The 13,378-nt window shown below is 72.1% G+C and carries 13 protein-coding genes and 1 pseudogene; 4 read left to right on the top strand and 10 right to left on the bottom strand.

Features of this window, described 5'->3' with window-relative positions; genetic code table 11:
* Positions 1–46: 46 nt before the first annotated feature.
* From coaD to ACV7NM_RS09865, 4 genes are all read right to left on the bottom strand, one after another.
* Positions 47–526, bottom strand: coding sequence for a pantetheine-phosphate adenylyltransferase (gene coaD / locus ACV7NM_RS09850; RefSeq protein WP_463409951.1), 480 nt, complete (start codon positions 524–526; stop codon positions 47–49).
* A 29-nt stretch (positions 527–555) separates the two neighbouring features.
* Positions 556–1,134, bottom strand: coding sequence for a 16S rRNA (guanine(966)-N(2))-methyltransferase RsmD (gene rsmD, locus ACV7NM_RS09855; RefSeq protein ID WP_463409952.1), 579 nt, complete (start codon positions 1,132–1,134; stop codon positions 556–558).
* Positions 1,135–1,195: 61 nt separating this feature from the next.
* Positions 1,196–3,397: an ATP-dependent DNA helicase RecG gene (recG, locus tag ACV7NM_RS09860; RefSeq protein ID WP_463409953.1), complete on the bottom strand. Its 2,202-nt coding sequence runs from the start codon at positions 3,395–3,397 to the stop codon at positions 1,196–1,198.
* 26 nt (positions 3,398–3,423) lie between these two features.
* On the bottom strand, positions 3,424–5,061 hold the full coding sequence (locus ACV7NM_RS09865; protein WP_463409954.1) for a DAK2 domain-containing protein: 1,638 nt from the start codon (positions 5,059–5,061) through the stop codon (positions 3,424–3,426).
* Between the two features lie 230 nt (positions 5,062–5,291).
* On the opposite strand from ACV7NM_RS09865, the gene rpmB reads away from it, so the two are divergent.
* Positions 5,292–5,477: a 50S ribosomal protein L28 gene (rpmB, locus tag ACV7NM_RS09870; protein ID WP_007266795.1), complete on the top strand. Its 186-nt coding sequence runs from the start codon at positions 5,292–5,294 to the stop codon at positions 5,475–5,477.
* A 146-nt stretch (positions 5,478–5,623) separates the two neighbouring features.
* On the opposite strand, the gene thiD is transcribed toward rpmB, so the two are convergent.
* Positions 5,624–6,427 (bottom strand): bifunctional hydroxymethylpyrimidine kinase/phosphomethylpyrimidine kinase, encoded by an 804-nt coding sequence (gene thiD / locus ACV7NM_RS09875; protein ID WP_463409955.1) that lies wholly within the window; start codon positions 6,425–6,427, stop codon positions 5,624–5,626.
* Positions 6,424–7,407: a thiamine-phosphate kinase gene (locus ACV7NM_RS09880; RefSeq protein ID WP_329198635.1), complete on the bottom strand. Its 984-nt coding sequence runs from the start codon at positions 7,405–7,407 to the stop codon at positions 6,424–6,426. The genes thiD and ACV7NM_RS09880 overlap by 4 nt, the downstream gene beginning before the upstream one ends.
* Before the next feature lie 243 nt (positions 7,408–7,650).
* Between ACV7NM_RS09880 and ACV7NM_RS09885 the strand changes: the two genes are divergently transcribed.
* Entirely contained in the window at positions 7,651–7,884 is a 234-nt protein-coding gene (locus ACV7NM_RS09885; RefSeq protein ID WP_190186891.1) for an Lrp/AsnC family transcriptional regulator, read from the top strand.
* 19 nt (positions 7,885–7,903) lie between these two features.
* A complete protein-coding gene (locus ACV7NM_RS09890; protein ID WP_463409956.1) occupies positions 7,904–8,407 on the top strand; it encodes a DUF3515 domain-containing protein in 504 nt (167 codons plus the stop codon).
* Between the two features lie 84 nt (positions 8,408–8,491).
* On the opposite strand, the gene ACV7NM_RS09895 is transcribed toward ACV7NM_RS09890, so the two are convergent.
* From ACV7NM_RS09895 to ACV7NM_RS09905, 3 genes are read right to left on the bottom strand one after another with little or no spacing between them, the layout of a single operon-like run.
* Positions 8,492–9,646: a D-alanine--D-alanine ligase family protein gene (locus ACV7NM_RS09895; protein ID WP_463409957.1), complete on the bottom strand. Its 1,155-nt coding sequence runs from the start codon at positions 9,644–9,646 to the stop codon at positions 8,492–8,494.
* A gap of 39 nt (positions 9,647–9,685) precedes the next feature.
* Complete coding sequence (locus ACV7NM_RS09900; RefSeq protein WP_463409958.1) at positions 9,686–10,696, bottom strand: NAD(P)H-dependent glycerol-3-phosphate dehydrogenase; 1,011 nt, start codon at positions 10,694–10,696, stop codon at positions 9,686–9,688.
* Positions 10,693–11,445, bottom strand: coding sequence for a lysophospholipid acyltransferase family protein (locus ACV7NM_RS09905; protein ID WP_463409959.1), 753 nt, complete (start codon positions 11,443–11,445; stop codon positions 10,693–10,695). Before ACV7NM_RS09905 ends, ACV7NM_RS09900 begins: the two co-directional genes overlap by 4 nt.
* A gap of 190 nt (positions 11,446–11,635) precedes the next feature.
* Here ACV7NM_RS09905 and cofC point away from each other — a divergent pair.
* A pseudogene (gene cofC, locus ACV7NM_RS09910) lies at positions 11,636–12,292 on the top strand (2-phospho-L-lactate guanylyltransferase); the annotation flags it as partial.
* A 362-nt stretch (positions 12,293–12,654) separates the two neighbouring features.
* On the opposite strand, the gene ACV7NM_RS09915 reads toward cofC, so the two are convergent.
* Positions 12,655–13,329 carry an HU family DNA-binding protein gene (locus tag ACV7NM_RS09915; protein ID WP_463409960.1) on the bottom strand — a complete coding sequence of 225 codons (675 nt, stop codon included), beginning with the start codon at positions 13,327–13,329 and terminating at the stop codon, positions 12,655–12,657.
* Positions 13,330–13,378 lie beyond the last annotated feature (49 nt).

Here is a 13,378-nt window from a genome sequence, read left to right on the forward strand (position 1 = left end):
GGCGCGCGCGGCCGCCCGGGGAAAGGCCCGGGGAAAGGGGGGAGGGTCAGCGTTCGGCGAGCCGCGCCAGGAGAGCCGCGTGGACGTGGGCGGGCAGCAGGTGGCCGACGTCACCGCCCCAGGTCGCGACCTCCTTGACCAGGGAGGACGACAGGAAGCTGTAGGTGGGGTTGGTGGGCACGAACAGCGTTTCGACGCCCGACAGACCCATGTTCATCTGGGCCATCTGGAGCTCGTAGTCGAAGTCGCTGACGGCGCGCAGGCCCTTGACGATCGCCGGGATGTCCCGCTGCTTGCAGAAGTCGACGAGCAGCCCGTGGAAGGACTCGACCTGGACGTTCCCGTAGTCGGCCGTCGCCTCGCGGATCAGCTCGATCCGCTCCTCGACGCTGAACAGTCCCTTCTTGGACTGGTTGATCATCACGGCGACATGGACGACGTCGTAGAGCCGGGAGGCCCGGCCGATGATGTCGAGGTGTCCGTTGGTGATGGGGTCGAACGACCCGGGACAGACGGCGCGGCGCAAGTGAGCTCCCTCGCTCTCCGGTGCGGGCATCATGATTCTTCGCTGGTGAAGGCGGCGCGACCGTACCAAAGGGTGCCCTCGCCGTACTTCCGCGACCGGAGCGGCTCGAACCCGTCGGGCCAGGGGAAGGCGCCGCTCCTGGTGCTGCGTTCCACGGTGACCAGTGCGTCGTCCGTGAGCCAGCCGTTGGACCGGAGTGTGAGCAGGATCTCCCGAAGATCGTCGTGCCCGACGGCGTAGGGCGGGTCGAGGAACACGATGTCGTAGGGCTCCGTGTGGGCGGCGACCGCGACGATCTGCTCGGCTTTCCCGGCCCGGAAGTCGGCGCCCGGCAGGCCGACCGACTTGATGTTGTCGCGGATCGCCTTGGCGGCCTTGGCGTCGGGCTCGACCAACAGGGCGTGGTCCGCGCCGCGCGAGAGCGCCTCCAGGCCGACCGCGCCGGAGCCCGCGTACAGGTCCAACACACGGGACCCCTGGACGCCGTGCAAGGACTCCCAGGTGGAGAAGAGCCCTTCGCGCATCCGGTCCGAGGTCGGGCGGGTGCCGGTGCCGGGCGGCACGGTCAGCCGTCGCCCGCCGGCGCTGCCGGCGATCACGCGGGTCATCTGGGTCCTTCGGGGTGGGGAGGGCGGGGTGCTCGGTGGCTCCAACGATATGTCGTACCGGTCAGCCCTTCTCCAGGTACTGCTCGCGCTCGGTGTCCAGCAGGGCGTCCAAGGCGTCGCGCAGGCCCGGCAGCCGGGCCAGTTCGGGGTCCTCGGCGACCACGCGGGTGGCCTCCTCACGGGCCTCGGCGATGACCTCCTCGTCCTCGATGACCGCGAGCATCCGCAGCGAGGAGCGCACGCCCGACTGGGCCTGGCCCAGGACGTCGCCCTCCCGGCGCTGCTCCAGGTCGATCCGGGACAGCTCGAATCCGTCGAGGGTGGCGGCGACGGCGGCGAGCCGGGCCCGGGCGGGGCTCGCCTCGTGCATCTCGCTGACCAGCAGGCACAGCCCGGGCGCGGAGCCGCGACCGACGCGCCCGCGCAGTTGGTGGAGCTGGGAGACGCCGAACCGGTCGGCGTCCATGATCACCATCACGGTGGAGTTCGGGACGTTCACACCGACCTCGATGACGGTGGTGGCGACGAGCACCTTGACCTCGCCCGCCGCGAAGCGGCGCATCACGTCGTCCTTGTCGGCGGGGTCCATCCGGCCGTGCAGCACTTCGACCGACAGCCCGGCGAGCGGCCCCGTGCCCAACTGCTCGGCGATCTCCAGGACGGCCAGCGGGGGTCGCTTCTCGCTCTCGTCCTCGGCGGACTTCTTCTTGGGGTCGTCCTCCCCGTCACCGATGCGGGGGCAGACCACATACGCCTGGTGGCCGTTCTCGACCTCCTCGCGGACCCGCTCCCAGGCGCGGGCGAGGAAGTGCGGCTTGTCCTTGGCCGGGACCACGTGCGTGGCGATCGGGGAGCGTCCGGCCGGCAACTGGTCGAGGACGGAGGTCTCCAGGTCGCCGAAGACGGTCATGGCGACGGTGCGCGGGATCGGGGTCGCCGTCATGACCAGCAGGTGGGGCGGCTGCTTGCCCTTGGACCGCAGGGCGTCGCGCTGTTCGACGCCGAAGCGGTGCTGTTCGTCGACCACGACCAGGCCGAGGTCCTGGAAGCGCACCTTGTCCTCGATCAGGGCGTGCGTGCCGATGACGATGCCGGCCTCGCCGGTGACGAGGTCGAGGAGCGCCTGGCGCCGCGCGGGCATTCCCATGGAACCGGTGAGCAGTACGACCTTGGTTCCCCGGTCGGAGCCGCCGAGCATCCCGCCCTCCGCGAGCTCGCCCATCATCTCGGTGACGGAGCGGTGGTGCTGTTGGGCCAGCACCTCGGTGGGCGCGAGCATCGCCGCCTGCCCGCCGCAGTCCACGACGGCGAGCATGGCCCGCAGCGCGACCAGCGTCTTGCCGGAGCCGACCTCGCCCTGGAGCAGGCGGTGCATGGGGTGTTCGGTGGCGAGGTCGTCGAAGATCTCCTTCGAGACGGTCTGCTGGCCCTCGGTGAGGGTGAAGGGCAGCTTCGCGTCGAAGGCGTCGAGCAGGCCTCCCGGGGCGGGCCGGCGGGGGACGGCCGGGAGTTGGGAGTCGGCGTGCCGACGGCGGGCCAGGGCGACTTGGAGGACGAACGCCTCGTCCCACTTGAGGCGTCGGCGGGCGTCCTCGATGTCGGCCTTGGTGCCCGGCCGGTGGATCTTCAGCAGCGCCTCGGGGAGCGGGACCAGGTCCCGTCCCTCGCGCAGCGCCGCGGGGAGCGGGTCCACGGTCTCCTGGGCCCTGGGCAGTACGGCGTCCACGCACTTGGCGATCTTCCAGGACTCCAGTTTGGCGCAGGCCGGATAGATCGGGATGAGCCGGCCGGCGAATGCGGCCGCCGCGCCGCCGGTGTCCTGCGCGTCCTGGCCGAGCGGCTCGTAGGCGGGGTGGGCGAGCTGGAGCTTGTGGTTGAACTTGGAGACCTTGCCCGCGAACATGGCGCGGCTGCCGGGCAGCAGGTCCTTGTGCGGTTTGTGGACGCCCGAGCCGAAGAAGACCAACTGGAGCCGGCCGCTGCCGTCGGTGATGGTGACTTCGAGGCGCTTCCCGCCGCCCCGGCTGCCCTGGTAGGTCAGGAGTCTCGCGTCCGCCACCTGCGCGACGACCGTCACGTGCTCGTCGAGCTGGTCGGCGAGGTCCGCGAGGGGCGTCAGTTCACCGCGCTCCGCGTACCGCCGGGGGTAGTGGTGGAGCAGGTCCAGGGCCGTGTGCAGGCCGAGCTGCTCGGCCAGCACCTTCGCGGTGGCGGGGCCGAGCGTCTTCTTGAGGTCTTCGTCGAGCGCGGGCACGTGTTCCATTGCACACCATGGCGCCGACAACGCGGCTATTCGACCCCGATGAGCAGCGGCGCCGAGTACCGGCCGCCGCGGTAGGTGACGGTGTCGACGGCGAGGTGACCGTGTTGGACGTAGGCCTCCAGGCGGGCGGCGAGCGCGTCGGGGACCTCCGGTCCGAGGACGAGGGTGACGAGTTCGCCGCCGGAGCCCAGCATCCGTGCCAGGACGGCCTCCGCGGTCTCCGGCAGACCGGACCCGATCACGGCGATGTCCCCGTCGATGAGGCCGAGCACGTCCCCGGCCTGGCAGATGCCGGCGGAGGTGAAGGACTGCCGTTCGGCGACCGCCAGTTCCCCGTAGCGGGTCGCGCCCGCGGCCGCGGTCATGGCCACCACGTCCTCGTCGAAGGTGGCGTCCGGGTCGTGCACGGCGAGGGCGGCCAGGCCCTGGACGGCCGAGCGGGTGGGGATCACGGCCACCCGCACGCCGTCGCCCCGGGCCGCCTCGGCGGCTGCGGCGGCCGTCGAGCGCCACTCGGTACCGCCCGGCAGCACCACCACCTCGCGGGCGTGGGCCCGCCTGATCGCGTCGACCAGTTCGGCGACCGCCGGCGCCTGCCCGGGCCGGGCGAGGACGGTGGTCGCGCCCGCGTCCCCGCAGAGGCCGGCGAGCCCTTCGCCGGGGACCACGGCGACCACGGCCCGCTGGACGCGCTCGCCCCGCGCGCGGCGCCGCTCGTCGCCGAAGTGGGTGATGCGGATGCGGTAGGGCCGCCCGGCCACCACTCCGGCCTCCACGGCCGCCCCGGGATCGTCTACGTGCACGTGGACGTTCCAGAGCTCGCCGCCACCGACCACCACCAGCGAGTCCCCGAGCCCGTCGAGGCGGCCCCGCAGGGTCTCCACGGCGGCTTCGGAGGCCTCCAGCAGGTAGATCACCTCGTACGCGGGCCCGCCCAGGTCGTGCGCGTCGCAGGGCCGCGACGGCCGCGGTACGGGTACGGCCCGGCCCCGCACCGGCTCCGGGGCGGGCTCCTGGCCGGACAGTGCCTGCCACAGCGCCCCCAGTACGGCGACCACCCCGCACCCCCCGGCGTCGACCACCCCGGCCCGGCCCAGCGCGGCCAGCTGTCCCGGGGTCTCGGCGAGCGCCGCGCGGGCCCCGTCGTAGGCGGCGCGGGCGACGTCGGCGGCGGTCCCCGCCACGTTCCCCGCGGCCCGCGCCGCGGCGGTGGCGACGGTGAGCATGGTGCCCTCGACGGGGTGCGCGACGGCCTGGTACGCCTCTTCCGCCGCCCGGGCCAGGGCCTGCGCGAGCATCGGCCCGGGCGCCCGCCCATCGGGTTCGGTGCCGAGTACGTCGGCCACCCCGCGCAGCAGTTGCGCGAGGATCGTCCCGGAGTTGCCCCGGGCGCCTATGAGCGCGCCGTGCGCGTAGGCGCGCACGGCTTCGGGGAGCGAGGGGGCGGCCGTGTCCCGCGTCACGTCCTCGAAGGCCGCCGCCAGCTCGCGGTCGGCGGACTCGGCGGTGAGGAAGAGGTTGGTGCCGGTGTCGGCGTCGGCGACGGGGTAGACGTTGATGGCGTCGATGTCCTCGCGGGCCCGGTCCAGGGCGGCCAGGGCCAGCGAACTCCAGGTGCGCACCGCGTCGGCGTCGAGCGTGTGCGGCTGATGCTCGTGCGGCACCGGGCGTTCCTCCTTGTGCGGGCCAGGGTTCACCGCAGGGTAACGAAGGCCGGCCGCCCGAGGCGGGTGCGGCGGAGCCCATGGTAGTTTTCTTGGACGGGCGCAGTCGTTGTATGCTGCTCCGGTTGCCCGATGAGAGTCGGGTCTTTTCCCCCGGCAAACCACTTCGGATCTCTGATTCCGGTGCGCCGGATTCACTGTAAGTGCATCTGAAGTCTTTGGAGTGACCTGTGGCTGCCAACTGCGACGTTTGCGCCAAGGGGCCGAGCTTCGGCAACAACATCTCCCACTCGCACCGCCGCACCTCGCGTCGCTGGAACCCGAACATCCAGCGCGTCCGTGCCGTGGTCAATGGGACGCCGAAGCGCCTCAACGCCTGCACCTCGTGCATCAAGGCCGGCAAGGTCTCGCGCTGACGCCTCCCGTCGTCGTAGCGCAGCCCTTTCCGGTTGCCAAAAAGGCCGGTCCACCTCGTGGGCCGGCCTTTTGCCTTTCCTGCGGCCCTTTCCGGCGCTGACGGGGGCGGGTCCGGTGGAACGACCGGGCCCGCCCCCGTCCGCCGTTACCGGGACCTCCACCGCCAGGCGTGGTCCACGGGCCCGATGCCGGCGCCGAGCGCGAACCCGGCCGCGATGGCGCCGGTGACGTACTCCTTGGCCGCCGTGACGGCTTCGGGTACCTCCAACCCCTGAGCCAGGCCCGCCGCGATGGCGGCGGCCAGGGTGCACCCCGTTCCGTGGGTGTGCCGGTTGTCGTGGCGGGGCGCGCGCAGCCAGTGTTCCGCGGCGCCGTCGGTCAGCAGGTCCACGGCCTCTCCGCCGTGCGTCGCCAAGTGGCCGCCCTTGATCAGGGCCCAGCGCGGCCCGAAGCCGAGCACGGCGTCCGCGGCCCGCCGCATGTCGTCCTCGCTCCCGACCTCGATGCCGGTGAGCTGCGCCACCTCGTCGAGGTTGGGCGTCGCCACCGTGGCCCGGGGCAGCAACCGCGCGCGTACGGCGTCCAGGGCGGAGGCGGCGAGCAGCGCGTCGCCGTGCTTGGAGACGCCCACGGGGTCCACGACCGCCGGGGCATCGGTGCCCGCGAGGAGCTCGGCCACCGTCTCCACGAGCACCGCCGAGGACAACATGCCGGTCTTGACGGCCCGCACCCCGATGTCGTCCACCACGGCCCGGTACTGGGCCCGCACGGCTTCCGCGGGCAGCTCCCAGGCTCCCCGCACGCCGAGCGAGTTCTGGGCGGTCACGGCCGTCACGACGCTCATGCCGTGCACGCCGAGCGCCAGCATCGTCTTGAGGTCGGCCTGGATGCCGGCGCCGCCCCCGGAGTCCGATCCGGCGACGGTCAGGCACAGCGGCGGGCGGTTCACCGCGAGGGCTCCTCGGCGGCCGGGTCGGCGCCGAAGTGGTCCCAGCCGCCGGTGCTGGTCCAGGGGGCGCCGTCGACGGTCACCTGGGGCAGCGCGGAGCGGTTCTGCACCTCGCCGATGACCTTCCAGCGGGCGGGCAGCTTCACATCGGGCGGGAAGGTCGCCACGATGGCGTGGTCCTCGCCGCCGGTGAGCACCCACTGGAGCGGGTCGACGCCGACGGCCTGGCCGATGTCGTACATCTGGCTGGGGATGTCGACGGCCGCCGAGCGCAGGTCGATCCGCACCTTGCTGGCCTCGGCGATGTGCCCGAGGTCGGCGACCAGGCCGTCACTGACGTCGGTCATGGCGGTGGCGCCGAGTCCGGCGGCGGCGGGGCCCGCGTGGTAGGGCGGCTCGGGGCGGCGGTGGGCCTCCACGAAGGCCCGTGGGGAGCGGAATCCGCGCGAGAGGACGGCGAATCCGGCCGCGGACCAGCCCAGCCAGCCGGTGACGGCGACCACGTCGCCGGGCCGGGCGCCGGAGCGCAGGACCGGTTCGTGGTTGCGCAGGTCGCCGAGTGCGGTGATCGCCACGGTGATGGTGTCGCCGCGTACGACGTCACCGCCGACCACGGCCGCGCCCGCGACCTGGCACTCGTCGCGGATGCCGTCCATCAGCTCGGTGGGCCAGGTCACCGGCAGTTCCGCCGGTACGACGAGGCCGAGCAGGAGCGCGGTCGGCACCGCGCCCATGGCGGCGATGTCCGCGAGGTTCTGAGCGGCGGCCTTGCGGCCGACGTCGTAGGCCGTGGACCAGTCGCGCCGGAAGTGCCGGCCCTCCAGCAGGATGTCCGTGCTCGCCACGACCCGCCGGTCGGGGGCCGAGACCACCGCCGCGTCGTCCCCGGGTCCGAGCCGGACCGCCGGGGTGGTGGTGAGCCGTGAGGTGAGCTCTCGAATGAGCCCGAACTCCCCCAGCTCGCCCACAGTGCCCTTCATCGCTGTGCCCCTTCTTGCCCAGTCCGCTTGCGGTCGCGAGCCGTCACAGCTCTGGGTACCGTCAACAGATACGTCAACTTCTGCTCTATGTGCGCCCCGCCGTGCGCGGCCGGGCTCGCGGGTTTCCCCGCGGCGCTCGACGACGCGGTACCGTGGCGTCCCTTCCTCACCGGGCCCACCCGCAATTCCAGGGCCCAACCGAAGGTTAGGGGAAATGCTCCTCGTGGCCGCCCTGGAGGTTCCGTGGTACAGGCGTACATCCTCATCCAGACCGAGGTGGGCAAGGCGTCGTTCGTCGCCGAGTCCATCGGCAGGATCCCGGGGGTGATCCAAGCCGAGGACGTGACGGGCCCGTACGACGTGATCGTGCGCGCACAGGCCGACACCGTCGACGATCTCGGCCGCATGGTGGTCGCCAAGGTCCAGCAGGTGGAGGGGATCACCCGCACCTTGACCTGCCCGGTGGTCCATCTGTAGCCCCGTCTACTCTTGGCCGGTGATATCTGTCCACCGCCGGCCGCTGCGTCTCCTGGCCCTGCCTGCCTGCTCCGCCCTGCTGGCCCTCGCGGGCTGCTCCCCGGACGGTTCCCGGGCCCGGCTGGACCCACCGCCCACGCCGCCCGCCGAGGTCGCGGGACTCTGTGCGGCACTGCACAAGGAGCTCCCGGACACGGTGGCCGGTCTGGCGCGGACCGGCACCACACCGGAATCGTCGCTGACCGCCGCTTGGGGCGGCTCGGCGATCGTACTGCGGTGTGGTATCCCCAAGCCCCCGAAGATGGCCGATCCGAAGCAGGACGGGCTCGAGGTCAACGGAGTGGGCTGGCTGGTGGAGAAGGTGCCCGACGGCGAGGGCGGCGGTTACCGGTTCACGACCGGGCTGCGGCTGGCGTACACCGAGGTCCGGGTGGACAAGGAGCACGCCACCGACGCGCAGATGCTGGTCGGGCTCTCCGCGGCGGTCGCCAAGACCGTTCCCGAGGGCATCTCCTCCTACTGAGGCCCCGCCCCGGGCCCCGTTCCCACGAGGACCGCCCGCCGGAGATCCGGCGGGCGGTCCTTTCGCACGTACGGCGCCGCGGGCTCAGCGCAGTCCGGTGGACCGGCGCAGCGCCGCCTGGATCAGAAGGTCGACCAGCTCCGGGTACTCGACGCCCGACTCCTGCCACATGCGCGGGTACATGGAGATGGGGGTGAAGCCGGGCATGGTGTTGATCTCGTTGATGACGAAGGTGCCGTCCTCGGTGAGGAAGAAGTCCGCGCGCACCAGGCCCTCGCAGGACGCGGCCTCGAACGCCTCGATCGCGAGCCGCTGCACCTCGGCGGTCTGCTCGGGGGTGAGCGGGGCGGGCACGAGCCCGGAGGCGGAGTCGATGTACTTCGCCTCGAAGTCGTAGAAGTCGTGGCTGGACACCGGCGGGATCTCGGCCGGGGCGCTCGCGCGGGGCCCGTCCTCGAATTCCAGCACTCCGCACTCGATCTCGCGGCCGCGCAGCAGCGCCTCCACGATGATCTTCGGGTCGTGGCGCTGGGCCTCCGCGACGGCGGCGTCGAGGGCGGAGGCGTCGTCGACCTTGGTGATGCCGATGGAGGAGCCGGCCCGGGCGGGCTTGACGAACAGCGGCCAGCCGTGTTCGGCGGCGAAGTCCAGGATCTTCCCGCGGGCGGCGTCCGGGTCGGACCACTCGCGGGGGCGGATGGTCACGTACGGGCCGACGTTCAGCCCGAAGGAGGTGAACACCCGCTTCATGTAGTCCTTGTCCTGGCCGACGGCCGAGGCGAGGACACCGGAGCCGACGTACGGGACGCCGGCGAGTTCCAGGAGCCCCTGGAGCGTGCCGTCCTCGCCGTACGGGCCGTGCAGCACGGGGAAGACGACGTCGACCTCGCCCAGGGCCTTGGGGACGGCACCCGGCTCGGTGTAGACGACCTCGCGGTGAGCGGGGTCGACGGAGAGGACGACGGCGCCGTCCTCGGAGTCCGCGAGCTCGTCGACGTCCGGGAGCTTCCGGTCGGTGATGGCCATCCGGGAGGGTTCGTCGGCGGTCAGCGCCCACCGGCCGTCCGTGGTGATGCCGATGGGCAGCACCTCGTACTTGGACCGGTCGATGGAGCGCAACACGGCGCCCGCGGTGACGACCGAGATGCCGTGTTCCGAGCTGCGGCCGCCGAACACGACGGCCACGCGGGGCTTGCGGCCCTGCTGCTCAGGGGTCTGGGGAAGGTTCTCGCTGCTCATATCGCCACGAGAGTACCCGCTCGAACGTCCGGAAAGGACTCAGCGCCGTTCCGGTTTGGCGCTGCGGCTCATGAGTTCCTTCAATGCGACCAACGTGGGCTTGCCGTGGTGCACGATGTCGACGACCGTCTCGGTGATCGGCATGTCCACTCCGTGCCGGTGGGCCAGATCTGCCACGGACTGGCAGGACTTGACCCCTTCCGCCGTCTGCTTGGTGACGGCGATGGTCTCCTCCAGGGTCATCCCGCGGCCGAGGTTGGTGCCGAAGGTGTGGTTCCGGGAGAGCGGCGAGGAGCAGGTGGCGACGAGGTCGCCGAGCCCGGCGAGGCCGGCGAAGGTGAGCGGGTCCGCGCCCATCGCGAGGCCGAGGCGGGTCGTCTCGGCGAGGCCGCGGGTGATGAGCGAGCCCTTGGTGTTGTCCCCCAGGCCCATGCCGTCCGCGATGCCGACGGCGAGGCCGATGACGTTCTTGACGGCGCCGCCGAGTTCGCAGCCCACCACGTCGGTGTTGGTGTACGGGCGGAAGTACGGGGTGTGGCAGGCGGTCTGGAGGCGTCGGGCGACGCCTTCGTCCACGCAGGCGACCACGGACGCGGCGGGCTGGCGGGCGGCGATCTCGCGGGCCAGGTTGGGGCCGGTGACGACGGCGACGCGCTCGGCGGGGACGCCCGCGACCTCTGCGATGACCTCGCTCATCCGCTTGGCGGTGCCGAGTTCGATGCCCTTCATCAGGGAGACGAGCACGGTGTCGGGGGCCAGCAGGGGAGCCCACGCGGCCAGGTTGCCGCGCAGGGTCTGGGAGGGGACGGCGAGGACCGTGAAGTCGGCGCCCTCCGCGGCCTCGGCCGCGTCGGTGGTGGCCGAGATGTTCGCGGGGAGTTCGACGCCGGGCAGGTAGTCCGGGTTGGTCCGGCCGCTGTTGACGGCGTCGGCCAGTTCCTTGCGGCGGCCCCAGAGGGTCACCTCGCAGCCGGCGTCGGCGAGGACCATGGCGAACGCCGTGCCCCAGGAGCCGGTTCCGTAGACGGCCGCCTTCACGGGACGTGTCACTTCTTGCCCTCCCCCGCGGCCTTGCGCCGCTGTTCCGCCCTGGCCTTGCGGTGGTCGTACGGCTGCTCGGGCGCCTTCTCCCCGCGCAACTCCTCCAGCAGCCCGGTGACGGCCGCCATGATGGTCTCGGTGGCCGCCTTGAGCACCTCGGGAGTGGGTTCCCGGTCGTAGAACTCGGAGAGGTCCACCGGTGGTCCGGCCAGTACCCGCAGGGTCTTGCGGGGGAACAGGCTGACCTTGTTCTCCTTGGCGTAGGGCGGCATCACGTGGTTCGCGCCCCATTGGGCCACCGGAATGACGGGCGCCTTGGTGACCAGGGCCACCCTGGCCACGCCGGTCTTGCCGGCCATGGGCCACATCCCGGGATCACGGGTGAGGGTGCCTTCCGGGTAAAAGGCCACGCATTCCCCGCGTTCGATGGCGGCGACGGCCGCCCGGAACGCGTCCAGCGCGTTGGTGGTCTCCCGGTAGACGGGGATCTGTCCCGAACCGCGCAGGATCATGCCGACGAAAGGCACCTTGAATAGGCCGGCCTTCGCGAGCAGCCGCGGCACCCGGCCGGTGTTGTACTGGAAGTGCGCGTAGGACAGCGGGTCCAGGTACGAGTTGTGATTGACGGCGGTGATGAAACCGCCGTCGGCCGGAATGTGCTCCATTCCCCGCCAGTCCCGCTTGAAGAGCACTACCAGCGGCGGTTTCGCGATGACCGCCGCCAGGCGGTACCAGAAGCCGATTCTGCGGCGGGACACTCGGACACCTTCCTCTAGGACCGGGGGCGCGGGTGCGGGCACCTCGTGGGCCGGACAAGTGTCGCCCCGGGTCCGGTCTCTGTCGAGAACACCGTACGCCCCGCGCAGGCCGCCGGACCCACCGTGTCCGGGCGGAGGGGACAATGGGCCGACTGACGACCGGGACGTGACCTGACCACGGCCCGAACACGTGCGGGGCGCACCGGAGGGAAGGGGGGCCGCGACGAACGCCGTCTGGAGTCTGGTGGTCCCGCTGAAACCGCTGGCGCTGGCCAAGAGCCGGCTCGCCGCGGCCGTCGGCGGCTCCCGCCCGGGGCTCGCGCTGGCCTTCGCCCAGGACACCGTGGCGGGGGCGCTGGCCTGCGCGGCCGTGGCGGATGTGGTGGTCGTCACGGACGACGAGGTGGCGGGAGCGGAACTGGCGCGGCTGGGGGCCCGGATCGTCCCGGACGCCCCGGGCGCCGGGCTCAACGCGGCGCTGGCCCACGGGGCGCGGGCCGTACGGTCGGGCCGGCCCGGGTCGGCGGTGGCCGCGCTGAACGCGGACCTGCCCGCGCTTCGGCCTCCCGAATTGCTACGCGTGCTCGATACCGCTTCGGTATTTCCGCGTGCTTTTCTGGCGGATGCGGCGGGAATCGGGACGACCTTGCTTTCCGCTGCTCCGGACGTGGAATTGGCGCCCTCGTTCGGCGGCCCGTCACGGTCCCGGCATTCGGCGTCCGGTGCGGTGGAAATCCGTCTGACCGGCGTCGACAGCGTCCGCCGGGACGTGGACACGGGCGCCGATCTACGGACGGCCCTCGCCCTCGGGGTGGGCCGTCACACGGCCCGATACAGTGCCGGTATGCAGGCGACCGCGTACACGTACGACTCCCAGACCCGCAGCGGCAGTGTGTTGCTGGACGACGGCACCCCGGTGCCCTTCGAGGCAGCGGCGTTCGACGCGGGCGGCCTGCGGCTGTTGCGGCCCGGGCAGCGCGTGCGGATCGAGACGGAGGGCGCGGGCGCGGACCTGCGCATCACGCTGATCACCCTGCAGACCTTCTGACGTCGCCGGCGCGGCTCGCGCCGGGACGCTCCCGCCGCGGGCGTGCGTATGGCCGGCCCGGCGTGCCCCTTGCACCTGCGCGGATCGACCGCGTGAACGCACCGCGGGCCGGCTTCCCCGCCCTGGGGAAGCCGGCCCGGCGTGTGTGACTCGCGCCCCTGTTACTTCTTGCGGGCGGTGGCCTTCTTCGCGGTGGTCTTGCGCGCCGTCGTCTTCTTGGCGGGCGCCGTGGTCTTCGCGGTGGTCTTCTTGGCCGCCGGAGCCGTCTTCTTGGCCGTGGACGTGGCCTTCTTGGCGGTGGTCTTCTTCGCCGTGGCCGCGGGGGTCCCGGCGGACGTCTTCTTCGCGGCGGTGGTCTTCTTGGTGGCCGCGGTCGTCTTCTTCGCGGCGGCCTTCTTGGTGGTGGCGGCGGTCGTCGTCTTGCGCGCGGAGGTCGACTTCGCCGCCGTCTTCTTCGCGGTGGCCTTCTTGCCGACGGCCTTGGCGACGGTGGGCGGGGCGCCCGAAAGGCTGCCCTTCGGCGCCTTCTTGACGGCGACCTCTCCGCCCTTGGGGAGCTTCTTGGTGCCGCTGACCAGGTCCTTGAAGCCCTGTCCCGCGCGGAACCGGGGAACCGAGGTCTTCTTGACCCGGACGCGCTCACCCGTCTGCGGGTTACGGGCGTAGCGGGCCGGACGGTCGACCTTCTCGAACGAGCCGAAGCCGGTGACCGAGACCCGGTCGCCCGCGACGACCGCGCGGACCATGGCGTCCAGTACCGCGTCGACCGCGTCGGCGGCCTGCTGGCGGCCGCCGACCTTGTCGGCAATCGCTTCTACGAGCTGCGCCTTGTTCACGTCTTCCCCTTCGGAGACTTCGCCAGAACGAATGTGTTCAAGCTTATTT

This window comes from Streptomyces sp. Tek67B01 (genome assembly GCF_055231995.1).